Source organism: Thalassoroseus pseudoceratinae (assembly GCF_011634775.1).
GTDB classification, from domain to species: Bacteria; Planctomycetota; Planctomycetia; order Planctomycetales; family Planctomycetaceae; genus Thalassoroseus; species Thalassoroseus pseudoceratinae.
In genome coordinates, this window is sequence record NZ_JAALXT010000007.1 from 479,290 (window position 1) to 503,075 (window position 23,786).

The 23,786-nt window shown below is 55.5% G+C and carries 21 protein-coding genes; 11 read left to right on the plus strand and 10 right to left on the minus strand.

The window, feature by feature from the left end:
- The first annotated feature begins 149 nt into the window (after nucleotides 1-149).
- Nucleotides 150-2,855: a protein-disulfide reductase DsbD family protein gene (locus G6R38_RS24330; RefSeq protein ID WP_166831381.1), complete on the plus strand. Its 2,706-nt coding sequence runs from the start codon at nucleotides 150-152 to the stop codon at nucleotides 2,853-2,855.
- 146 nt (nucleotides 2,856-3,001) lie between these two features.
- Complete coding sequence (locus G6R38_RS24335; protein ID WP_166831382.1) at nucleotides 3,002-5,269, plus strand: hypothetical protein; 2,268 nt, start codon at nucleotides 3,002-3,004, stop codon at nucleotides 5,267-5,269.
- A gap of 32 nt (nucleotides 5,270-5,301) precedes the next feature.
- On the opposite strand, the gene G6R38_RS28285 is transcribed toward G6R38_RS24335, so the two are convergent.
- Complete coding sequence (locus G6R38_RS28285; protein WP_166831383.1) at nucleotides 5,302-6,918, minus strand: SH3 domain-containing protein; 1,617 nt, start codon at nucleotides 6,916-6,918, stop codon at nucleotides 5,302-5,304.
- A gap of 294 nt (nucleotides 6,919-7,212) precedes the next feature.
- On the opposite strand from G6R38_RS28285, the gene G6R38_RS24345 reads away from it, so the two are divergent.
- Nucleotides 7,213-7,560 carry a hypothetical protein gene (locus G6R38_RS24345; RefSeq protein WP_166831384.1) on the plus strand — a complete coding sequence of 116 codons (348 nt, stop codon included), beginning with the start codon at nucleotides 7,213-7,215 and terminating at the stop codon, nucleotides 7,558-7,560.
- Between the two features lie 12 nt (nucleotides 7,561-7,572).
- Nucleotides 7,573-8,433, plus strand: a complete 861-nt coding sequence (locus G6R38_RS24350) for an Ldh family oxidoreductase (protein ID WP_166831385.1) — start codon at nucleotides 7,573-7,575, stop codon at nucleotides 8,431-8,433.
- Between the two features lie 17 nt (nucleotides 8,434-8,450).
- Here the strand turns inward: G6R38_RS24350 and G6R38_RS24355 are convergent, their stop codons facing one another.
- From G6R38_RS24355 to G6R38_RS24365, 3 genes are all read right to left on the minus strand, one after another.
- Nucleotides 8,451-8,942 carry a hypothetical protein gene (locus G6R38_RS24355; RefSeq protein WP_166831386.1) on the minus strand — a complete coding sequence of 164 codons (492 nt, stop codon included), beginning with the start codon at nucleotides 8,940-8,942 and terminating at the stop codon, nucleotides 8,451-8,453.
- Nucleotides 8,943-8,986: 44 nt separating this feature from the next.
- Nucleotides 8,987-9,844, minus strand: a complete 858-nt coding sequence (locus tag G6R38_RS24360) for an SDR family NAD(P)-dependent oxidoreductase (protein ID WP_166831387.1) — start codon at nucleotides 9,842-9,844, stop codon at nucleotides 8,987-8,989.
- Nucleotides 9,845-9,975: 131 nt separating this feature from the next.
- Entirely contained in the window at nucleotides 9,976-10,749 is a 774-nt protein-coding gene (locus G6R38_RS24365; RefSeq protein ID WP_166831388.1) for a 2-oxo acid dehydrogenase subunit E2, read from the minus strand.
- Nucleotides 10,750-11,108: 359 nt separating this feature from the next.
- Here G6R38_RS24365 and G6R38_RS24370 point away from each other — a divergent pair, with 359 nt between their 5' ends.
- Entirely contained in the window at nucleotides 11,109-11,888 is a 780-nt protein-coding gene (locus G6R38_RS24370; RefSeq protein WP_166831389.1) for a hypothetical protein, read from the plus strand.
- 288 nt (nucleotides 11,889-12,176) lie between these two features.
- Here G6R38_RS24370 and G6R38_RS24375 read toward each other — a convergent pair whose 3' ends face one another.
- The 3 genes from G6R38_RS24375 to G6R38_RS24385 form a co-directional block, all read right to left on the minus strand.
- On the minus strand, nucleotides 12,177-12,671 hold the full coding sequence (locus G6R38_RS24375; RefSeq protein ID WP_166831390.1) for a hypothetical protein: 495 nt from the start codon (nucleotides 12,669-12,671) through the stop codon (nucleotides 12,177-12,179).
- Between the two features lie 61 nt (nucleotides 12,672-12,732).
- Entirely contained in the window at nucleotides 12,733-13,428 is a 696-nt protein-coding gene (locus G6R38_RS24380; RefSeq protein ID WP_166831391.1) for a M90 metallopeptidase family protein, read from the minus strand.
- 155 nt (nucleotides 13,429-13,583) lie between these two features.
- Nucleotides 13,584-14,579: a lysophospholipid acyltransferase family protein gene (locus G6R38_RS24385; protein ID WP_166831392.1), complete on the minus strand. Its 996-nt coding sequence runs from the start codon at nucleotides 14,577-14,579 to the stop codon at nucleotides 13,584-13,586.
- Nucleotides 14,580-14,769: 190 nt separating this feature from the next.
- Between G6R38_RS24385 and G6R38_RS24390 the strand changes: the two genes are divergently transcribed.
- Nucleotides 14,770-15,252: an FKBP-type peptidyl-prolyl cis-trans isomerase gene (locus tag G6R38_RS24390; RefSeq protein WP_166831393.1), complete on the plus strand. Its 483-nt coding sequence runs from the start codon at nucleotides 14,770-14,772 to the stop codon at nucleotides 15,250-15,252.
- 4 nt (nucleotides 15,253-15,256) lie between these two features.
- Here the strand turns inward: G6R38_RS24390 and G6R38_RS24395 are convergent, their stop codons facing one another.
- Complete coding sequence (locus G6R38_RS24395; protein WP_166831394.1) at nucleotides 15,257-15,928, minus strand: TIGR02996 domain-containing protein; 672 nt, start codon at nucleotides 15,926-15,928, stop codon at nucleotides 15,257-15,259.
- A gap of 146 nt (nucleotides 15,929-16,074) precedes the next feature.
- Between G6R38_RS24395 and bioD the strand changes: the two genes are divergently transcribed.
- The 3 genes from bioD to G6R38_RS24410 all read left to right on the plus strand — a co-directional run bounded on the left by bioD (nucleotide 16,075) and on the right by G6R38_RS24410 (nucleotide 19,438).
- The gene (bioD, locus tag G6R38_RS24400; protein ID WP_166831395.1) at nucleotides 16,075-16,755 is read left to right on the plus strand and encodes a dethiobiotin synthase; all 681 of its coding nucleotides are present in this window, start codon (nucleotides 16,075-16,077) and stop codon (nucleotides 16,753-16,755) included.
- Between the two features lie 31 nt (nucleotides 16,756-16,786).
- Nucleotides 16,787-18,670 carry a hypothetical protein gene (locus tag G6R38_RS24405; protein ID WP_166831396.1) on the plus strand — a complete coding sequence of 628 codons (1,884 nt, stop codon included), beginning with the start codon at nucleotides 16,787-16,789 and terminating at the stop codon, nucleotides 18,668-18,670.
- 180 nt (nucleotides 18,671-18,850) lie between these two features.
- Nucleotides 18,851-19,438: a hypothetical protein gene (locus G6R38_RS24410; RefSeq protein ID WP_166831397.1), complete on the plus strand. Its 588-nt coding sequence runs from the start codon at nucleotides 18,851-18,853 to the stop codon at nucleotides 19,436-19,438.
- 32 nt (nucleotides 19,439-19,470) lie between these two features.
- Here G6R38_RS24410 and G6R38_RS24415 read toward each other — a convergent pair whose 3' ends face one another.
- Complete coding sequence (locus G6R38_RS24415; protein WP_166831091.1) at nucleotides 19,471-19,830, minus strand: hypothetical protein; 360 nt, start codon at nucleotides 19,828-19,830, stop codon at nucleotides 19,471-19,473.
- 113 nt (nucleotides 19,831-19,943) lie between these two features.
- Nucleotides 19,944-21,014: a hypothetical protein gene (locus tag G6R38_RS24420; RefSeq protein ID WP_166831398.1), complete on the minus strand. Its 1,071-nt coding sequence runs from the start codon at nucleotides 21,012-21,014 to the stop codon at nucleotides 19,944-19,946.
- 231 nt (nucleotides 21,015-21,245) lie between these two features.
- Between G6R38_RS24420 and G6R38_RS24425 the strand changes: the two genes are divergently transcribed.
- Complete coding sequence (locus G6R38_RS24425) at nucleotides 21,246-22,385, plus strand: aminotransferase class V-fold PLP-dependent enzyme (protein ID WP_166831399.1); 1,140 nt, start codon at nucleotides 21,246-21,248, stop codon at nucleotides 22,383-22,385.
- A gap of 171 nt (nucleotides 22,386-22,556) precedes the next feature.
- Nucleotides 22,557-23,507 (plus strand): voltage-gated chloride channel family protein, encoded by a 951-nt coding sequence (locus G6R38_RS24430; RefSeq protein ID WP_166831400.1) that lies wholly within the window; start codon nucleotides 22,557-22,559, stop codon nucleotides 23,505-23,507.
- Nucleotides 23,508-23,786 lie beyond the last annotated feature (279 nt).

Consider the following 23,786-nt stretch of genomic DNA (forward strand, 5'->3'; position numbering starts at 1 on the left):
ATGACTGGCAGCTTGGGACAACTGTGGAATACTTCACAGACTCCTCACGTTGCCCTGACGAAGATACCCTTGGAGCAGACCCAATCCAACGGACGACGAGACTTCACGGTTGGGAGCACCCCGATCCGAAATCAACAAGGACTGAACTGATGGGCCCGATAACTCAAGACCTGATTCGACGATTGCAACGCGCTGGCATTTTGCTGCTGGCTGTCGCACTCATTCTTCCCTTGAGCGGACCGTCGGTGTCGGCACAGGAAGATGGCGAATCGCTGCTGGACTTGTTCAACGCCGGCAACGACGACGGGCCTATCAAACCGAAATCCAAGTCCAAAGCTGACGTAAGTTCGGCAATCAAACCGGTCAACGGGTCGGTTGATGACCTCAAAGCCGGTGATCAAGTCGTTCTGGAAGTGACGATCAACGTTCCGACGGGCGGGCACATTTATTCTCAGAACACCCCCAAAGGTGGCCCGACGATTTTCAAAGTCAGTGAGACCGTTGGACTGAAAGCCGTTGACGAGAAGTTCACACCGGATCACAAACCGAAACGGGAATTCAACGAGATCTTCGAAGGCGATGTCGAGGAGTTCCACAAGACAACAACGTTCTCTCGGAAGTACGAATACACCGGCGACGTGCCGACTGAAGACGTGAAATTGACGGGGGCCGTCGATTATCAAGTTTGTGTGGCGGGAAGTTGCCGACCGCTCAACAGTGAAATCGCCGTGACACTCGCGGGAGCCGCTCCCGTGGCAGGTAGCACAGGGCAGTTCGAGAACATCGTCAAGAAGACTGGTGCGGCGACCGTCTCCGTGAAGTTGTCGCCCACCGATGCAGCACCCGGCGATACGGTGACGCTGTCGGTGACGGTCAAAATGCCAGAGGACCGGCACACGTACTCCACGACGCAACCGCCCGGCAATGCGGCACAGGCGACGAAAATCGATGTCACCTCGGTCCGCAATCTCGAACCCAAATCAGACGAATTCACCGCCGATCGAAAGTTCGAGATCAAAACGATCGATCTTGGCTTCAAAGAGGCAAAACAAGAATCTTACGAAGACGAAGTGACTTGGTCGCGGACCTACACTGTGCAAGAGGCCGCCGGTGACGACGGTTTCGGAGTGATCGGCGAATACGATGGACAGGTTTGCAACGAGAGTTCATGCGTGCCGATCGGTCTGGAATTTAATTTGGGTTCGCTTGACCCCGATGCCGCCGCGGTTGCTCCGACAACGATCACCAGCGAAGCCGACGAATCCAGCAAGACCGACGATTCCACCACTAGTGGTGCGGAACTCAAAGCGAAAGGATTAGTGTACTTCATTGGGTGGGCGGCGATCTCCGGCGCGTTGTCGCTGCTCACGCCATGTGTGTTCCCGATGATTCCGATCACCGTCAGCTTCTTCCTCAAACAAGCGGAGAAGGCACACCATCGCCCGGCGACTTTGGCGATGGTTTATAGCGGTTCCATCATGCTGACGTTCACGGTATTGGGGTTGCTCATTGCTGTCCTCTTCCGACCGGCGGCACTCAATGCGTTTGCGAACAGCGTGACGCTGAACGTGGTGCTCGGTTTGGTGCTGGTGTTCTTCGGCATCAGCATGTTGGGCTTCTTTGAACTGACCGTGCCATCGTGGTTGCTCACGTGGTCGTCAAACAAGGAATCCAAAGGCGGCATGGTCGGGACGGTGTTCATGGCGTTGACCTTTACCCTCGTCTCGTTCACCTGCACATTCCCGGTGGCGGGGACGGTGTTGGTGTGGGCCTCCAAAGGCGATTATCTCTGGCCGATCATTGGGATGGTGGTGTTCTCCGGAGTGTTCTCTGCACCATTTTTCCTACTGGCACTCTTTCCGGCGTTTCTCAAGAGCATGCCCAAGAGTGGCGGTTGGATGACGAATGTCAAAGTCACGCTGGGATTGCTGGAAATCGGAGCGGCGTTGAAGTTCCTCAGCACCGCGGAACTCAGCTACCACACCCCGCCGACCATTTTCACGTTCGATACCGTGATGATGGTCTGGTTCTTGGTGGCAGCTATGACGACGCTTTACATCTTGGGAATTGTGCGGTTCTCCTGTGATTCCGGCAGCAAAATGCTGACGATCCCCCGCATTCTGATCGCTATTCCGTTTTTGCTCGTGACATGGCGACTTGGCTACCTGATGGCCGATCCCGAAGCCGCCAGCAACGAGTTCGACAAGCAAGTCATCGCGTTCGCGCCTCCGCAATTCGGAAGTGAGGACGGTTCGGAACACACCGTGACCGACGATCCGGTCGCATCGGCAATTCTCGAAAATCTTCCCGGTCCGATGGTGATTCACGAAGGGCTCGTGCTGTCACCGAATTCGGAAGCGACCGAAGCACTTACCAAGACGCTCGGTCCGCACACCTTCCACGATGGTTTGGTATATTCCTTGGATTTCGATACTGCCGTTGCCTATGCGAAACAAACCGGGCGATCGCTGTTCTTGGATTTCACCGGCGTCAATTGCGTGAATTGTCGGTTGATGGAAAAACGCATGGCCGAACCGCAGAATCGCGATTTACTCAATGAGTTCGTCCGCGTGCAACTTTATACCGACAATGTTCCCGGCATCGCCGACGCCGATCGCAAGAACGAAATTTTGGAGCAGAATCGCAAGCTGCAAAACGATTGGTTCGGTGATGTGTCGTTGCCGGCGTATGCGGTCGTCACACCGAATGGCGAAACGATTCTCTCCAAATACACTGGGCTGGAACGCGAGAAAGGCGACTTCGCGAACTTCCTCGACGAAGGTCTGACGAAATGGCGAAATCAAGCCGATTCCGACGTTCAAACCGCCAGCGCAAAAGCGGATTCGCCCCGTTAAGGCGGCGGTTGAGACTGGTCTTCATCAATTCTTGATCATCAGCAAGCCGGAAAAATTCGGAGGGTACACTGCCGAGGCAACGGGGGACGCTTTATGATGATGGCTCATACCATCATTTGTTTCCTATTGTCTCGGTCGTATCTGTGATGCTGCGTGCTCTTGGATTGTGCCTGGTTTTCGTTCTGACTGAAACGCCGATCGGTTTCGCCTTCGATGACCCCGCTCTGGTGCCCGGTTCGGCTGTGGTCGAACACGTGGGTTTCGGTTCGGAGAATCTCTTCAAAGTCGGTCGTTGGACGCCGATCACGGTGCGGTTGGAGACCACGCGGGCTTGTGAAGTCACGCTGGTTGTCGAGTCGCCCGATCCCGATGGCAACCTGACCATTCTTCCCAGCGAACCGATCCCGCTGGATCGCGACGGCGAGCATGTGCTCACCACACGGTTTCGGCCGGGCCGACTCGACACACCGCTGACCGTGCGGGTGGAATTGAGTCGCGACTCGGAAGCCTCAGAATCCGTGGTGGCGAAAAGTCTCGGTGGAACCCTGCCGGCGTTGGAGCAGTCCGAGTTCTTGGTGGGTGTGGTCGGTGGGCCTTGGCAATTCACGGAAGACGCGGGTTCGCCACCGATTCGGTATATCCCGCTCATCTCCGAAGACGCCGCCGCTCCGCCGGAGCAAAGCGACTTGTACGAATCGCTCGATGCGATTTTGATCGTTTCAGAATCTCAAGATCTCGGCGAAAAACCGACCGCCGCCATTGCGGAATGGGTCCGGCATGGCGGGCATCTTTGCGTCGCGATTGGCGAGGAATCGGATGCGTTCCGGAACAGTCCGTTGGGAAAAATACTCGCTTCGGACGATCCGTCTTCCGGTGTGTTACCGACGTTCGAGACGACGCAAATCCGTGATTTGCAAGGGTTGGAATCGTACACCAGCAAGCAATCGCCGTTGGAAGTTCGGCGGCCGTTTCCGATCGGTGTGCGGTTCGATTCGCCGGAAGATCACTCAGAAACCGGCGGCGGTCGGACGGTTGTTTCGGCACTCTCCGGTCCGCTCGTGATCCAAGTGCCGATGGGATTCGGTCTCGTCACGGCCATCGGGACCGATCTGAACCGTGCGCCACTCGCCGATTGGAAACCCTTGCCGTTCCTGATGCGGAAATTGTTCGTGGGTATCTCCGACGAGTCCTCTGCCGCTGCGGGGGGAACGGGTCGATTGGCGAGCACCGGAATCACGGATCTCGCCTCGCAAATTCACGCAACACAGGCGGACTTCCCCTCCATCACGCGAGGTAGTCTGTGGGCGATTCTCGGTTTGATGTTGCTGTATTTGCTGATCGTTGGTCCGCTGGATTATTTCCTTGTGCATCGGGTGTTGAAGCGGCCGCAACTGACGTGGATCACGTTGCCCATGTGGATTCTGGCAGCGACTGTGTTTGCGGTTTGGTTGGCTGGTGTCGACAACGGATCGGAATTACTGACGAATCAGCTCGACCTTATCGACATCGATGGGGACACCAATGCGGTGCGGACGCAGTCTTGGTGTACCGTCTACTCACCCGAAGCCCGACGCTACCGCTTGTCGGCCGAACCGATGGAATGGGCCGGATCGGGAAGCAAAGCCACCACGAATGGCACTCGGCTGAGTTGGTCCGCTGCGCCCGAGAATGCCTTCGGCGGGTTGTATCGGCAGGCGGGTGTGCGAGCCGGGCAACCGAGCTATCATTTTGCCGATTCCGCGACTGGCTTGGAAGATTACCCGATTTTGCTCTGGTCGACCGGAAGTTTCGCCGCGGAATGGCACGCAGAGAATGCAGCCGAGTCGAGTCCGTTGGTGGAGAGCGAGTTGGTTCACATCGGCGGCGGTCGTTTGCAAGGAAGTTTCACGCATCATCTGCCGGTCGCCATCGAGGATTGGTTGCTCGCGTATGATCGGCGGGTGTATCGGCAGATCGTCGATCGAAACACGGGCGAGATTGCCCCGTTGTCGCCCGATCGGAGTTGGCCCGCGTCGGCCGCTGTTTGGTCGCAGGTTTCGCAGCGGGATTTGACGGGCTTCCTGACCGGCGAAGTCACCGTCACGGAAACCGACCGCACGACGGGGCAAACCGATTTTCGGCAAGATCGTTCGCTGTACCGTCCGCTCGACAAACCACACCCGCAAGCCGAGGCCGAAATCCTCCGCGTGATGACGTTCTTCTCCCAACTTGGCGGTGCGAAGTATACGTCATTGCAAAACAGTTCGTTGCGGCAACTCGATCTGACGGATTTGCTCCACAACAACCGGGCCATTTTGTTCGGTCGCGTCAAAACCCCGGCGACGGAATTCCAAATCGACGACCACACCCCGAAACAGGCTCGACAGGAAACGTTCGTGCGAATCGTGCTTCCGGTTCGGCAGGGCAAGCAGTGACGGGTTCTTTACTGCTTACCCATTGAACGAAATCACGGTGCCAACCGGACTGGGGTGAGTTTCTCCACGATGATGAGGTCGGTTCGCAGGTCATCACGGTAGAATCGTTTGCCGTGTAAACCGTACGCGTGGCCGACGAAGCGATCGAGATTCATCCCCGGCGTTGCTTGAAGATATGCCAACACGCGGCCTTTCGGTGTGATCAATACGTGTCGTGGGAAGTTTTGCAGCACCGCTGGTGTTCGCTGCACAATGCCGGCACCGTCGAATTGTGGAGCGTCGGTCGGTCCTGGGTTCGGAACCGGATTCGGATTCGGCCCTGGCGCGGGATTCGGCACCGGTCGGCTCGGTTGCGGTGATGGGGGTGGCGTTGGTCGATCGGCCTTTTCGTCGGCTGATCCACTCGGCATCCAACCCTGGGCATCCGGCGTTTTGTCCTTCGGAGTGCCTTGCGATGATGCGGGGCTCGGCGGGGCCGGGTTTGATGGCGGTTGTGCAAACGGATCCCGAGATTCCGACGATTCAGCCGGTGCCTCCGGTTTCATTTCGAGCGTCGGCAGGGTTTCGCTGAGCGGTTTCTCACCGCCGTTCTTCTTCTGGAGCGAAAGCAACTCCGCGTCTCGTTTGCGGGTCTCGCTGGTGAGTTTCATCAGGTTATCGTATTCGGATTTGATTTCCTCATACCGTTCCAACGCCTCGAATCGCAATTCGATTTGGCTGGCAATCGCGGGCATGACCGCGTGTTTTTTCAGTTGCCGATAACTTTCGGTGAGCTGATCGAACTGCCAATCTTTCGTGGGGCGGTCGACCATGTTTCGGAATTCGTCATCGAGTCGTTGCAGCTCCGCTTTCTGAGCCAACTTTTCTTGCAGATCGGGTCCGTTACGGCGGATTCCGTCCTCGGGACTGTCGAGCGTTTCCGTTTGGAATGGTTCACCAACGGGCGCCGGCCCCGCGTTGGCATCTCGAGGCATCAACCGATCCGGCGAATTGGCGACCCGTTCCGGTTGCGGATTCGGATTGGTGGGTCCGGTGGGTTGAGTCGGTTCGCGGCGAGCATTGGACGGCGTCATAAACGGATTGCGATCCTGCTCGTTGCGGACGATTTCATTCGCCGCCGATACATCCTGACCGGCAATCCATCGGTACTCACCCTTGGGCGGTTGAATCTTGAACAACGCCAACGGACCTTGTTCGGATTCGACGGTTTTCTTCTCGATGATGTCGACGACATCCCCCTTCGAGAGTCGAACTTGTTCGACGTTGCGGGTTTCGTCACCGAAACTACTGCCGACCCGCACGACGACGTTGTCCGCAGTGACTTGGCCTTTCTTCGGTCCGGTCTGGCGGACGTATTCGGCTCGAATCCAACTGAAGCTGCCCGTTGGAGGAGCCACCATGAACCAACCGCCGGGGTCGTGACGATGAATCGTCACCTTGACACCGCGGGCTAGCCGTTCCGTGGGATAATACGATTTCCCAGGACCGCTCCGGACGTAAGCCCCCTCGACCCGCACGACAGCCGCATACGGAAATTTCTGGGCCGCATCGGCGGTTTGTGCCGTTGCCGAAACCGTCAGCAATCCCACGAAGGAAATCGCAATCCAGCCTCGAATTGGGTTCGTCGATGGAGTTGGAAAGGTCGCCATTGTCGCACCTCCTTGTGGACCGGCAGATACACCCGCAATCAAAATGACTCATGCTCGGATAGTGAACGCTCGCAAAACGCTCGCGTCCAACCGACCGAATGCGGGCGGTGTCATAGCGGATTTCATGATTTCTCTCAAGATCGGCCTCGCCACAGACCGCAAGAAATCACCTGCGGCTTTGCGACGGTCTGCCAAAGCGTTCATAATGACGCCGACGTGCCAGATTCGACGGTTCTTAGCGGGCGAAACATCAACGACGTTCTCAACGGGCCGTGATGAGTTCGAGGAATTCTCGTGAAGATTAGCTGCCATTGCGGCAAGAAGATTCTTGATGCGACAGACGCACTGCCGCACAAGGCTTATCTGATTCCCGATCAGGTTTGGTTCGAGGTTTACGATTCGCTCGACGAACACGTGGTGGATTCCGTTTCGGAAGGCACTCTCGACAACGAAGACGCAAAAATGCGGATGCGGCAAATCATCTCATCACGAGCCCGACTGATGTGGCAATGTGGTTCGTGTGGCCGACTTTACATCGACGACAATGCGGGCAGACTCCAATGTTTCGTTCCAGCGAATCCCGAGACCAGCCAACGGGTTTTGTCTGGATCAAATCCGAAATCGAGACCAACAATAGATTAGAAGAGTGGTGTCATGTCCTTTGCAGTTGCGGGTTTGCGGCAGTTTGTGATCGATGTTCTGGACAAGAAAAGTGTCTTCGAACGGGATGCGGCCATCGTCGCGGATTGTTGGGTGGCGGCCGATTTGGCGGGAACTCCGGAACTGGGCACGCGGTTGCTGCCAGACGCGGTCGAGGCCATTAACACCGCCAGCATCGATCCGCGAGCGCAGATCCTCACACTGACTGAGACACCCGCCGTCGCACTCCTCGATGGCAGCACCGGACTTGGCCCCGTCGCGGCTACACGGGCAATCGAATTGGCCATCGAGAAAGCCAAGCAGGTCGGCACTGGCACCGTCGTGGTGAAGAACAGCCGACCGGTCGGGAATCTAAGTGTGTATGCCCGCAAGTTAGCCGACGCGGGTTTGATCGGTCAGATCATCACGGCCGGTGGACCAGCGAAACATGCGTTGACGGACGGTTCCAAACCCATTGCCTCCGCCGGGAGAGTCGCCCGCAGTTTGCCAATCTCCGACGGTTCACCGCTCATCGTACGGGACATGCTGGCTCCGCCGCACACCGGTTTGGCCTTCGTTTTGGACATGCTGACCGGCCCACTCAGCGGCCGCAAACCGCCCATTTTGAAGAAACGCGACCCCCAAATTGAAGGCGACGAGCACTTCGTCTACGCTATCGACCCCGAGCAACTCATCGGCCGCGAAACCTTCGACAAACGCATGGTTATGGTGATGCAAGAACTCGAAGACGCCGACCGCGAGCATCTCCAACCCGCCGAATCCACAGCCGAAACGATCGAACTGACAGCCGAACACCAAGCAGAATTGGAAGCCGTCGGAAAGACCGTCGGCGTCCCAGTGCCATGGGAGTCGTGAGCTGCCAAAATCGTTCGCTAATTCAGAACGGTTTCAAGAAAGGGTTGTTCATCGTTCTCAGGTGATGTCTCAACTCGAAACTGGAACTGCATGCTTCCAAGCAAATCGCAAATGCAGTGTTCCACTCGGACGGCGGTCCATGCCTCCGTCAACATCTTGACATATCGCTGCTCACATTCATGACAGGCTGCCAAGTAGTCAGCAGACGAAGCAAATTGTGACTGCAACTCATCGCGAAGGTTGGCAAAACAGACCAAACAGCTGACTTGTGAAAGGGATCTTTCCACTTCTTTGGTAGCGACCAAGCCGAAAGTACCATTATCAATTACCATGCCACAGATGACCAAGTTCCATTCGAGGTTCTCAATCGAGGGAATTTGCTCACAGAATAGTGTTCTCCACATCACCATAAAATCTGTCAGAATTTCATCACGTTCGACAGCATTGGATTCCCCCAACCTGCGGCTTCGTTTCTTGTTATACAGATCAATCGGGTGCCAAGTAATCATTGCTGGAACCTAAGAATTCCATGTGACTTGAAATCCTTTCCAGTTTAAGCCGCTTTCACTGAGGAATCACTCGGTTCCGGTTGGCTCGCGATTTTTTTGAGGAACCGACGCGACGCTTGGCGAACGATCCAATTCCCCAATGTGGGCCATATTGCTTTGAGCACGAAGATCGGTCGCATGGGCGGCGTGTTGACGATGAGTTCGGGTTTGTCTTGTTCGATGGCTTTGATGACGGCTTTCGCAACGGCTTTGGCAGTCGTGTAACCGACTGTCGCCGGTGTGCCGCGACCGGTGCGACGTTTCATTTCCTCATAAATGCCACCGTCATTCGTGAAGCCGGGGCAGATGACCGAGGCACTGATCCAACGATCCGCGTACTCTGCCCGCAGCGATTCCGTGAACGCGATCAGCCCGGCTTTCGTCACCCCGTAAGCTGCTCCGAACGCCGGTCCGACCTGACCCGCCGTCGACGACATATTCACCACATGTCCGCCGCCTTGCTTCAACATATGCGGAATGACAAGCCGCGTGAGGTGCATCGCGGAGGTCAGATTCACGTCAACGATGCTCGAAATTCGCTCATGCGAGATCTTCTCAAACGGGCAGTAGCCGTCAATGCCCGCATTGTTGACCAGCACATCAATTTGCCCGAATTCGACATGTGTGCGGGAGACGAGACGTTCTAAGTCCGGCAGCGAGGTCACATCCGTCGGCACAACGAGCACCCGACTTTTCGAGTCGGTCAGCTTCGACAACTCCGTGGCGACGGTCGCCAACTTGTCCGCCGACCGGGCCACCAAAACCACGTTCGCTCCACGCTCCACTAACACCCGAGCAACATACACACCGATGCCCCCGGATGCCCCGGTCACAATCGCTACCCGTCCCTGCCAGTCTCGCATGTGTACTCCTCCCGGTTGTGGTTGTCGGGAGAGAGATACCAGTTTTACACGCCTGAGCCAAGATGGATGTAGAGAGTGGAGGGTAGTGAGTAAAAACCCTCTACTCTCAACACTCTACCCTCCACATCGACCTATGCAGCAAGACGCGATGAGTCGCCGACCAAGCCCCGCAACTCACTCGCAATCGGTCCGGCGAACGCGGCTTCGAGTTCTTCGAGACATTCCGCGATTTGCAGGCCGTCGGTGAGTCGGTGATCGTAAGCCAACGTGACGCGGCAGTTTCCGTCGTCATCTAGCGGCCCGTACGAGAGGTTGCCGGTCTGGAACGACGGCGGATGCGGAATCTCCACGCCCTTCGCGGCGAGTGTGGTCAGAAAGAATGTCCCAACGCGTTTGGCACGGGAAGCGGCCGCAATGTTCAAGTTGTACCACCACAACGCCCGACGGATCGGTGTGGGAAATGCACTTAACTGCAATTGTTTCTTGAAGATACGTTCCACGGGCTGTTGCAAGTAGCGATCGAGTCGGGCTTGTAATTCGGTCAGCGATGCCGATTCAGGTTCGGTCATGCGACCCCAAAACAACCACGGTTCACCCTGGAATTCGCGTTGGACGGCGATCATGCCGACACTGACGGAATTCTGAATCAGATGTCGCCATGGCCATCGACACCACATCTGTCGCAACACGGGCCGCTCTTTCGCCACCAACGCATACGCCTTGATGAACAACACCGGCCAAGAAATCCGTGTCGGCAATTGCGATCGTAACTCTCGCACTTCGCTGAGGTTAACGACACATTCGTGCGCACACGTTGGAACTTTGCGATGGAAGTGCAGCACATCGCACGTCAACCGACGACTCCGCGGCAACGCCACTCGACGAGATTTCCAATCCACCGCCATCCGCCAACCCGCCCGAAAAGAATCGGAACAACCCTCGCGACCGGAAAAGCCGGCCCGCTATGGTTCCCCCATCGGATGGAAGTGCTCGAAAGCTTGAATAAAAAAAGTGCTATGCCATCGCTAGCTTGCTAGCAGTGCGAATTACTAAGAGAACGGGAGTCGCTCGAAACACCATGGGACAAAGCCAGCAGCGGCACCCGGCGAAGAGGCAACGAACTGGATTTTTGTTACACTGTTTAGTTCAATGAACATATCACTCATCCCATCGTCCGCAAATTTGATGGATTAAATGGCGACGTTCCACAAGTCCCTTCGATCCTTATCTCTTTTAGCACTCGCTTTTCTAAAGGATCGTGATTATGCCGCGACCACGCGCTTCCATGCCATCTCGTCGTTCGCCTCGACGTCGAACACAAGGAACTCACATCGAGCGAACGCCTAGCAACTCGTCTTGGCCTTGGTTTGTAGCCGGGGGAATTGCGTTTGTGGTGTTTATTGTGGTTGCCGATGCCATCAATAATCGGAACGGCACAAGTCCGGCGCAGGCGGTGGCCACCTTGGGGTCGGACGGTCAGCTGGCCAGCACGAATCCTTTGATTGAAGTAACGAACGAGAACTGGAGTGCCGATCCGGCCTGGACCAACCAACTTGTACAAACCCAAGTGGCTGGTCCGTTTCGATTTCATTTACCGGCTGGGTTTGTACGCGTCAGCGTTTTAGGCTCGCAGCAAGATCACAGCCGGCAATTCAGCTATGGTTTGCGTCGGAACAATGCATTTGACCCAGTCATTGAGGCGTTTATCCTCTCGACTCATGTACCTGCGAATATGACTCCCAAGCAGTACGACGACCTTATTCGCCGCGTCGTTTACAAAGACGATCCGAATTTGCGAATCCAGAAGGGCCGGTATGGAAATCGGCTCTGCTACCGAGTCTTCAATGATCTCATCGCCCCCGGAGCAACGGCTCGGCATGCGGTCAAGGTTGACCATCTTATTTTCGATGGCAAGATTTGGTATTCGTTAGGTGTCAGCATTCCGGCCGATCCCGGCAGCGATGAATTTCAGCTTCTGGAAGCAGCCGCATTGAGCACGGAAGTGATCATTCCCCTCGACAAATTCGTAGACCGCAATCCGTGACTGGTCGCAAGATCGGCTCTCTCGAAACCGTCGGTTTCGTTGCGTAGGGTGCAAGCTCCAACCGTAATCGCGTGTTGGTAATAACATCGAACTCTTGAACTGCAAGTAGCGTAGGCTGGGACGCGTCCCAGCATTCTTACCAGATCGCTACCGAACTTAATGCTGGGTCTTGACCCAGCCTACTTACTGCTGGACAAAGCCAGCAGTGGCACTCGATTTGCGATTGTGAAATCATGGGGCCTTTGGAACCCGTTGTTTATCCAATCAGTATGCCGTCGACATGCTTTGTTATGTCCCTTCATCGGATTTCACGCTACTGTCCTTGCGGAAGACAGTACACTCCCATGAATCGCCCGCGGTCGCTTGCTCTTGTATACCAACCATCATTCTATTTAGAAACTTCAATGTATATTCATGGCAAGTCGAGTGTTCGTTGAGATAAACATCAGTAATGTTCTCAGCATTGGCTATTTTTTCAGCGCCCTTTTGCAAACCCAATGGGCTCACAAGAATTCCACCATCTGCTCCGCTGTCAATAATGCGGTATGCAAGCGCTCCGATTCTTTCTTGGTTCTGCTTTGACGTAGTGAATCGACGACACTCGACAATCATGAACCCTTCATCACCCGAGCGTACACCCTTTCCGTCAATTTGCCATTTTGTTCCGGAACGTTGACCTTCGATGTCTTGTTTCCCCTCGACTCGACTTAATCCGAACGCACTCGCAAATTGATCGAGCAAATAAGCAGCTACCTCTTCATACGTCTCCCATTTTTTCATCATTTGTACTTGCTCCGTTCTCTTGCTCGGAAGCCGAAACCCACATGGCACCAGACGAGCCAGTCTACTTTTCATCGCCCCAGACACTTTTTAACAGGTGAAATGTTTCCGGGTCGGTGGTGCGGAGTTCGCCTTGGACGAAGGGGTAGAAGTCGTTGGTGCAGAAGTAGGCTTCGGTCATCTCGGCGAAGAATTCTTTGTGATTCGTTAGGGCGTAATGACGGTTCTTCTGGCCGCTGATGTGTAGGACCGATTCATAGTCACCGCGTTCGACGGCGGCATCGTAAGTCGCTTTGATGCCGGGGTGATCGAAACTCAGCACGCGGTCGTGGTACGCGTGAGCCAACTCGTGCAGCAAGACGGCAGGCTGACCGGCGGGGCGTTGGAGGTTGATCAGTCGTTTCGCCCGTGGAATGTGAACGGCTTTGGCCATCTTGGGATTGTGGCCGTTGTTCTTGAGCCAACCGACACTCGGGTGGTATTGGCAACTGCCGAGAGCGTGTTCGCGGTCGATCCAAATCGGAACTTTGCGGAGTTCCTTCACACGGGACTCCGGCACCAACAGCGTGACTTCGAACAACTCGGCCGCGAGAACCTTCAGTGCTTTATCGCCCAGCGATTTGTGTTCACCGTCGAGCAGGGACGGATCGATATGCACCGTCCAACCTTCGATGTCGCGGATGACGTGTGTTTCGTCAGCCGGTTCCGCCGCCGACACCGAACCGCAGATGACCAAAAGAAGACCGCATAGACGCCACATAGAACCGCTCTCCGCTCGCGTGTGATGAATCAAGATCGATGAATCGAAACTCGATCATACGCGGTCTGATTCCTGTCATCCATACGAACGACGCCAGTGTCGTCATCGGCTGAAGGCTGAACGATCAAAAGAGCCGTGGCACACTTTTGAGACTGTCAGGCGGCTTGGCGTTGTCGTTGTTTGCGGACGCGAGGTTCGCTTTTCCAGCGACGATGGACCCAGAAGTACTGCTCCGGAGCCAACCGCACGACTCGTTCCAACGCCGTGGTGTACGCTTCGGTGAGTTCACGGACGGCGTTTGGCCCGTCGAAGTCGGCGGAGTCGATGACTTCCTCGGTTCCGAGTTCAAACTTTACCCAGCGACGATTGATGAAATCATCCGGCAACCGTCGTGCATATCCGACGAGCAACACCGCCCGATATTGAAGCGCGAGCAATGCCACACTTTTGAACGTCGAGGCGGGCTTCCCGAAGAACGGGACGAACAACCCTTTTTTCCCGGCATCTTGGTCGGCGAGCAAACCGAGATTCCCCCGGTGCTCCATGTATTGCACCATGTCCGACCCGCCGCCCTTTTTGGAGAGCAATTGATGTCCGGTCCGCATTCGCCATTGGCGGAACCACTCGTGTAGGTAGGGGTTATCGAGATCTCTTGCGACCACGCCCATCGGGTAGCCGAACACGCCGAACGTGGAGATCGCCATTTCCCAGTTGCCGAAGTGGCCGCTCAACACCATCACCGGACGACCACTGCACATCGCTTTGATGGTTTCGTCACGATGCCGAAAGTTGAGGAACTCTGCGCAATTGTCGAGCCGAAACTTGCGGGGAATCTGCACAATCTCAACGACCATGCGAAACAAGTGCTTCCACATGCCGAGAATAATGCGATCGACTTCCGCATCGGGAACCGACTCTCCAAACGCCGTGCGGATGTTCTCCGCGGCGACGTGGTACCGCGTCATTTTCTTCGGTAGCACATGGAACACACACCACGCCAAACCTTCGGCTGCCTTGACCGAAGCCCGAAATGGCAGCATGTCGATCACGCAGACCACCGCCCGAAACGCGAAATACTCGGCTCGATACCGCCACAGCGATTTGGGCTTTTTCTTCTTTTTCTTCTTTGGCTTGGGTGTGGCTTCACTCATCGGTGGTTCATCCGTGAACACAATTGCGGAGTCGGTTCAGCGGGAACAGTGTCGTCGGAACCGGGAAGAGCGTCAATGCGAAAGTGGATTTCGGGACGTCCAGAAGCCCAAAACGCCCCCTGTCGATTTGATTTCGAATGTGTTAAACTATTCTGCCAGTTACTCTACTCGAACGGAAATTGGTGTGACCATGCAAGCCGGAAATGACAAAGTCGTTAGTATCGACTACACGCTGACCAACGAAGAAGGCCAAGTTCTGGATACTTCGGAAGGTCGCCAACCGTTGGCTTATTTGCACGGGTCCGGCAATATTATTCCGGGGCTGGAACAAGCATTAGCCGGGCAGGAAGCGGGTGCGGAACTTGCGGTGGAAGTTGCTCCGAAGGACGGTTACGGCGAACGCGATCCAAGTTTGGTTCAACCCGTGCCCCGTAGCAATTTTCCCGAAGGAGCCGATGTGCCCGTCGGAGCACAGTTTCAGGCACAAACACCGAACGGCCCGCGTTTGGTCACGGTTGTCGAAGCGAACGATGAAACCGTCACCGTCGACGGCAATCATCCGCTCGCCGGTCAACCACTGAAGTTCCAGGTGAAAGTCGTCGAAGTCCGCGACGCGACCGCCGAGGAAAAAGAACACGGCCACGTCCACGGTCCTGGTGGTCACAATCACTGATTGATTACCGCGATTGGGACGGGGTATCGATCGGCAATAGGTTTTCGAGTTCCGGAAACCGACGCCAAATACGCCCATTGTTGAGATGTTGGTACGGCACGCCGTTGATTTCCAGCGAATGCAGCCCGTCAACAAACGGCATTTCAATGATTTGGCGAACGAACGCATCGCGGGATAAGAAGCCACCGATCCAAATTCGCAGGTGACGAATCTGTTTCAATTGCGGCGTCCTGAAGAGCATACGGGCTTTGGTCGGGAACGGAATGTTGTGAACCTGAAGGCTTTGCAACGGTCCGACTCCGAATAACTCATTCGGATGTTCCAAGGCTTCGGAACCAATCGAGACATGTTCGACCAAACCACGGCCGAACCGCCAATTGCGAATCCAACCTTTCTTGCGTTTGCTGACTCGCTCGTGGAACACGCTTCGGTCGAAATACCGATGCACCTCAGCGTGCCACTTCTGTTTGTGCTGATGCAGTAGTTCGCTTTGCCGGGTGAGAAGTGCTCGGCGTCGGGCGTTCGTTTCCGGCATGTCGGCTAATTCACATTGCACGCGGATGAACTCGCCCCGCGGATCGCCTTGCTCATCGAGCCAATCCGCGTAGACCAACCGAGGAATCAAATCGTCCGGATCAGCCAAGACCGCCTGGAAAAATTCGTTGTCGGTGTGCATGATCGTGATCACTCCCGCAAAGAATCCTCATATCAGCGAGGATAACACGTTTCTCTCGGGAGTGGACACAGTTTGACCGGGAAAAGTTCGAGACGACTTTTCCCGGCATTGCAACGTTCCTCGGGACGAATGGGCACTTCCTGACGATGACACGCGGTCTTTTTATCACCGGCACGGACACGGGCGTGGGCAAAACCTTCGTGACCACACGGATTGCACAAGAGCTGCAAACGGCGGGTGTGTCTGTCGGCATCTACAAACCGGCGTGCAGTGGAGTGGAGGCAAACGAAGCCGGTGAACCGATGTGGGAAGACGTGGATGCTCACTTTCACGCACTCGACGGCGTGTTTCCACGGGAACGGATTTGTCCGCAATGTTTTCATGCTCCGTTGGCACCGCCGGTCGCGGCTTTGGCGGAAGGGCGTTGTGTGGACGCCGACTTACTGCGATCCGGTGCAGACTGGTGGCGGGGCAGGGTGGATGTGCTGCTCATTGAGGGAGCTGGCGGACTTCTTTGCCCGATGACGGAATCCACGACCATCGCAGATGTAGCGGCCGATTTGGCCTTTCCGCTTCTGATTGTCGCTCGCTTGGGATTGGGGACAATCAATCACACCTTGCTCACAGTCGAGGTAGCGCGGTCGCGGGGGTTGCCGATTACGGGCATCGTGCTGAACGATCATCCCCCACAATCCGACGATCCGGCTACGAAAACCAATCCAGAGGAAATCGCCCGGCGATCCAATGTGCCGGTTTTCGGTGTGGTGGGATCGGGAATGCTTGAGAGCGAACTCGGTCTGGGGGTAGACTGGAACGCAATCATTTAATCTTCCTGACGTTTGTCACTGAAAGCGGATCATGTCTGCGGTTGAATTAGCGTGTTCGAAATGCCAAGGCCGATTGCTTGTCGAGCAGTTCGGTATTGTTGTCGCGTGTCCGCATTGTGGCGCTCATCTCTCGATCCCCAAAGAGATGGACCCGAATGCCGCGGTTCCCGCCGCCAAGCCGGTTGAGACGCCACCGACTCCATCAGCCGAACCGACCTCGACCGTCTCCGCGACTGCATCGTCCGAAGCTCCCGCATCGACCGGGTCTTCGATCATCGTGAAATCCACCTCGGAATTGGAGAAAAGTACGTCACCCGCCGAAGAGGAAATCCCGGAATTCATGCGGCCGGCAAGTGCAGAGGCCGTTGACGAAATCCCGGATTTCACGGCTCCGCCGACCGTCACCGAGGATGTTCCGGAAGTGACTTCCGCCGTCGAACCGGCACCGACTACGCCGGAAGAACCGCCAGCCGAGTCGGTGGAAACTCCGGAAGCTCCTGCGAAGCCAGAAGTTCCGGCAGCACCAGCCGCGAACTCTACCGGCGGTATGCCGGATTTCAGTGGACTGGACGAACAAGACGACGACACACCAACGTTCCCGAGCATCAACGTCGAGGCGGTAACGGCGGCCGCAGCTCAAGCGGCTTCGACCGACGATCAGCCCGAGGAATCGGAAGCAAAACCCGCTGAACCTCCGGCTGCCGTGACACCGGTTGGTCCGCCCAGCGAGCCGGAAGTTTCCGACGGTCCGGATTTCAGTAGTCTCGGTCAAAGTGATGACGACGAGCCTTCTTTTCCAAGTTTCGACGAAAGTCCTCCGGCGGCAACGCCTGCTGTTCCGGTCGTGACTGCGGAAACGGCGGCATCCGATGAGAAACCGGAAACACCAGAAACGCCGTCGGTGGCAGCTCCCGTTGGGCCGCCTGCGGATGCAGCGGGTTCCGACGGTCCGGACTTCAGCGGATTGGGCCAAGATAACGGAGACGCCGCCCCTGCGTTTCCGAGTTTCGATTCCCCGGGTGCAGCGGCGGAATCTCAACCAGCGGCTCCGGCAGTTGTCGCGGCTTCGTCGACAGCAACTCCGGCGGCCGCTGCATCGGCGAAACCTGCGGAAACCATGCCGAAGGATGACACCGTCGCAATCCGCAAACGACGAGCATCGACGAAATCGCTCCCGAATCTGGCGTTTCAGGTGTGGCTGAGCTACACGATCTTGATCACGTTCGTCGCCGGATTGCTGTGGTATCGGGCGAGCAATTCCAAGCCACATCAACTGGAAAGTCTGCCGGATGTTCGGCCGAAGATGGATGACCAAGGCGAAGTCTCGGTACGCATTGCACCGGAAGCCGCCACGCTGCCGTTGGCTCACACGTTGAAACTTGGTGAGACCCAACGGTTTGGCAACATCGAAGTCACGCCGGTCCGTGTGACACAGGGGTCGCTCGAGTTTGTGCACCACGCGACTGGTCAGCCGAAAAAAGAGACCGATGGTCCGGTGCTCAAACTGTGGTTGAAATTCAAGAATGTCTCGGAAGATCAGGTTATCGACCCATTGGACGCGAAACTGGTGTTCACCCGAGGACACATCGCCAGCGACCGTGAAGGCTGGCACGCCAACAATTTTCTCGCCACGCCCGAACAGAAGACCAACGACGTTACTGGTGACGTGCTGCTGGTTTACGATCACATTGTCGTCGGTGATTGGGACTTGAAAGGGCAAAACCTGGGCAAAAAACTGAAGCCGGGTGAGTCGTTCGAGACGTTCATTCCCAGCGGAATCGAAGGGCTGGAGAAGATGAAAGGTGAATTGCTTTGGCGAGTTCACTTCCGCAAAGGCTTCTCTCCCAAAGGTTATGGCGTGACCACGCTCGTGGAAGTGGAATTCGAATCCGACGAGATTTCCTCAGACGCCTAAGCCATCCAAAAGCTGACGGTTTCGTCGCGTATTCGTCTCGTCCTCGGTGCACGGATCCTGCTGACTGCTCGGACGTGGGGAGATTGATCTTTAACCAATTCCCTGTCCTGGCGTATATTCTCGGGAAATACTTGGCGTGATTGGCCGATTTGTTCCCAGAAATCAGCACGGAGGTGAGGGATGTTCGATTTGAGTTCGTGGAGTTGGAGTCGATTGGCGGCGAGCGTCTTCGGAATTCTGGTCGTGTGTTCGCCACTTGCGGCAGATGATGCTCAGGAATTCCCGTTGCCAGCCGTTGAGAAATACGCCCCGCAGTTGGTGCATATCATTGAAGACTTGGGACGCGGGCATCTGGAAAACGCCATCGATCAAGTCAGTCGTCACTTGCCGACTCCACTTCCCGGCAAAGACGAATCTCCGTTCCAACAGAACACTCGGCAATACTGGATGGAACAACACGCTGTGTTCGCCCGAGTGAAGTTCGACTTCGAGACCGTGGATTTCATCGGAGCGAAACAGATCTCAACGCAGGCCTATCGACTTGCGTTCGTTGGCAACAGCACTCGTGGACCGATGTTCTTCGCGTTCCACGCCTTCCAATACGAAGGGCAGTGGAAATTAAACGGCATCAGCTTTCAAGGAGATTGGGGACCATTGCTCAAGGACAGTTTGACGAGTGTGGATCTCTTTGAGAAACCCTACACCTACCAACTAAAAACCGCCCCCGCGACCGCACAAAGCGATCGGAAGACGGTTTCTGCACGCTAATGAAAGATGCATAGGTTCAGTTGTATGGAGCGTTACCAGCCCACACTAATTCCGTAACCGCTGAAAAAGCCGCCTCGGTAGTACGAACCGTAGTATGCCGGGGCGTAATAACCGACTGGAACAGGCGTGTAGGTCGTGGCGTACGGTGCATAAGAGTACGCCGTATATCCCGGTGTCGTGTAGGAATACGAGCTATAGTACGGCCGGTAATACGAACTGTAAGTGCGGTACGGACGGTAACTTCGGTAGCTATAGCTGTAGTATGGCCGATAGTAACTGCGATAGTACGAGGGCCGATAGTTATAGTACCGGTAATATCCCGCGTCGGCGGTATCATCCATGGCGAGGAACGCGGTACTCGCCAAAATTGCAACGGCTAATGCAGTTCTCATGAGCGTCTCTCCGACATGCAGAGGCTGAAGGGATTGTCATTCTTACAATCCCATTCTATGCACGCCGAGGACACAATCCGCCAAAAAAATCCGATTTTTCGGTTCTGTCGGATTTACTCACCCGCTACCGGGGCTGGTTTCTTGGGTGATTCGGCTCGGTAAATCCATGTGGGTTCGCCGCACGATCGGAATTCGCGTTCGCGTTCGTCGAATTGGTCGCCGAACCGCGTGAAATGCTGTCGCAATGTGCGACGCCAAACCGGCGGTTTGGGTTGTCCGGCGAACTGATCGGGCGTTTGTGTGTAGAACCAGACTTTTTCTTCTGCTCCCGGCGCCGGTGCTGCCAAGTCGGAGAGCAACCCCGAGACATTCCCCGCGAGTGTCCATTCACGATTCTGATCGAACAATCGTTTTCCAGAGACGTCCCATCGGCAATACTCGGAAGCGGTTTTCAAGTCACCTGCACCGTCCCATACTGAATTGCCCGCTTTCAATTCGCCATTCGTCGCCAATTCCTGAAGTTTGTCGAACGGCACAGGACCCTTCACATACCGATATCCGTTCGAAAACCCTTCCATATAGACTGTGAAGTAGTCGGTTTCTTTGGGAATACCACGCCACATTGCCACGCCGTAGATGGCTTTGTCTCCGGCATCTTCATCTTTGGCGACCGGTTCGGGAACGGGCTGAATGACATCCACGGTGTTCTTGTAAACACGTTTTTCCCGGCGATTGATGTACGGTTCGGCTTCGGGCACGAGCACATCGGGGAACACTTCGGACACCTTGCGGTTGTCGGTGGTGTCGTCGGTTTGGAGCGTGAACTCTGGAACGAACAGTGGCGGACGTGGTTCGGGATCGTCATCGTTCAACGGAACAACATCGCCGAGACCTTCCCGTTGGGGAAGTGTGCGATTGATCGCTCGATACACCAGATACCAAATTCGCTCGGTCTTGGTTTCGCCGCTTTCCGGGTCTTTGACGGGCACATCGAGAAACCGCATCGGTTTGAAATCGACATCCATCACCCACAACCGTGGTTGACCGGCGATTTCCTCACCCGCCGCGCGAGCCGGTGCGTTGAGTGCATAACGATCACGGGACTGAGCCTGCGTGTGGCTCGTCATTAAACATAGAACGGCCAAAACCAGCGGCAGTCGAATCGTCCAGCCGAAGCGAAACATAGGAAGACCTTGCAAAAGCTCTCGCGGTGACGGGGATATTCAGTATATGGCCGGAATTTTTGCAGGGTCAAGCAGTTCTCGGTCTGTCGATCAGTTGACGACGAAAATCCCGTGGGAAAGTTGAGTTTATTGCGATTGGGGAAACAAAGCGGTCACTTTCCGCAGCGGCTCGTTACAATTCGCACGATATTGATAACCGCTTTAATTCCCTTCACCCGTCTTGGAAAACCAATGCCCGCTGCTGATTCGATTTGGACATCTTTCCGCAAACACATGCCCATTATCGAACAGTGGGCGTATTTTGATCACGCCGCCGTCGCACCGTTGCCGGAGCCTTCACAGCAAGTCATCAAAGAGTATGCGGATTCCTACGCCACGCTCGGCACGACAAATTGGCCGTATTGGCGGAAGAAAATCGAAATGGCTCGCAATCACGCCGCCACCCTAATCAATGCGGAAGCGAAGAACATCGCCATTGTTCACAGCACGACCGAAGGCATCGGATTGGTGGCTGAAGGATTCGATTGGCGAGACGGTGATAACGTCGTCGTTCCCGACAGCGAATTCCCCAGCAACTTATTCCCGTGGATGAATTTGGCGGGGCGGGGCGTGGAAACTCGGCGAGTGCACTGTCCGGAGGGGCGAATTGATTTGGATCAACTCTTCGGAGCCTGTGATCAGCGAACCCGCTTGATTTCCCTGAGTTGGGTTGGTTTCACAACCGGTTGGCGAACCGACTTGGCCGCCGTCTGCGAAATGGCCCACGTCCGCGGAATCCGTGTTTTCGTCGACGCCATTCAAGGCATGGGTGTGTTGCCTTTGGACGTGCAAGCCGTTCCCATCGACTTCCTCGCCGCCGACGGACACAAATGGATGCTCGGTCCGGAAGGGGCGGGTGTGTTCTATGTTCGGCCGGATCGATTGGAAGAACTGCATCCGCTTGGTGTTGGTTGGAACAGCATCCAAGACGCCGGAAACTTTTCAAATCCCGAATTCCGTCTGAAGACGAACGCCGGTCGCTACGAAGGCGGTACCTATAACATGGTCGGCACGGCAGGGTTAGCAGCGTCATTAGAGTTGCTCGCGAATGCCGGAATCCACAATGTCGGCGAGCGGTTATACGCCGTCACCGAGGAACTATGCGAGCGGTTAAAGTCGATCAACGCGACAATCGTCAGCACACGCGATGAGAACCATTGGTCGGGAATCGTGACGTTCGACATACCCGATGAAAGCCCACTAGCAATCAAGAAACGCTGTGAAGAACGTGGCGTGGCGGTGAATTCGCGGGGCGGACATCTGCGGGCCAGTCCACACGTTTACACCAATGCGGACGATATCGACCAGTTGATGGACGCGATCTCGGCGTAATCGGAGAGGGCGATGTGAGAAGTCGATGAGGTAGGGCAAAAATGCTTGGCGCGGGTAAAACAGCGGTTTACGATGCCAAGAAGTTCACCCATTCTGCGTGAGCCGGGGGCATCTCCCCACCCAATCTCGTCCAGACTTCTTCATCATCCGTCCAGAAAGCGTAGGCGTTGCATGGAACTTGCGTCCGAGCGGTATTACAGCAGTACAGGTCGCGTTCCCTTTGCGGGCGTGATCCTGATTCAACTCTTTGCCATCATCGCGGGAGCCGTCGGCGGCTTGCTATACGGTTTGCTCACTTACCATAACCCGTTCATATACATCAATTTCCTGGCGACATTCGGGTTTGGGTTGTTGATGGGATTCGCGGTGCAGTTTGGGGCGACGCTCGGCAAAGTTCGTAGTCGCTTCTTTACGGGGCTACTCGGATTCGCCGCCGGAGTGCTGGGAATGTATTTCGCCTGGGTGTTTTATCTCTGGCAGGTTCCATTCATCGATCAGTTCTTGTGGAATCCGGAACACCTCTGGATTGCGTGGGAAGTCCTCATCGACAACGGTCTGTGGGAAATGAAAGGTTGGACGCCAACCGGTTGGACTCTGATGGGCTTTTGGTTGGTGGAAGCTGGGGTGGTAATTGTCACCTCGACGACCGTCGCGCTCTCGAACGACACCCCATTCTGTGATGAGTGCAACGAATGGACGGACTCCACAATCTCACCCGCGCGAATGCCGCACACCGACATCGAACAACTCCGCGAGGACTTGGAATCCGAAAATTACGCCACTCTCGAAGAACTTCAAAATCAACCCGCACCCAACACCGACTATCTACAAGCCACAGTCCATTCGTGCCCGAGCTGTGAAGACTGTAATTATCTAACCGTTTCACACATCACGATCACCACGGATAGCGATGGGGATCTGCAAACGAATTCCGACGATCTGATCAAACATCTGGCGATTCCATTCCCGCTCGCCGAACATTTAAAGACGGTCACGCCGTTGGACCAGGTGCTAACCGCCGAAGTTGATGAAACCGATCCCGACGCGGACGAAGAAGACGGAAGCGAAGATGTGGTGGATTACGAAGCGTCAGACACCGATTTTGACAGCGAAAAACGCTGAAAAGTCGCCGTTTCCGGAAATTTGAAGTTTTCTTGAAGCGGACCGTTGACATCTTCGCGAATGCGGCTATTATTCCTCTCCCGCGAGCAACAAAGCCAAACACAAACGGCAATGAAACACGCGGAACTGATCTTTGACAACTTGGTTGATAGATTGTGTGTGAGCAAGATTTGAGTGGAAAATCGGCTCTGGTCTGGTGTTGCTACCAGACGGTTTGCTGTTGAAAGCTAGCCGCTTTTAATGGTGAGAATGAGTCGTGTTTTGCGCATAAAAGGCCGG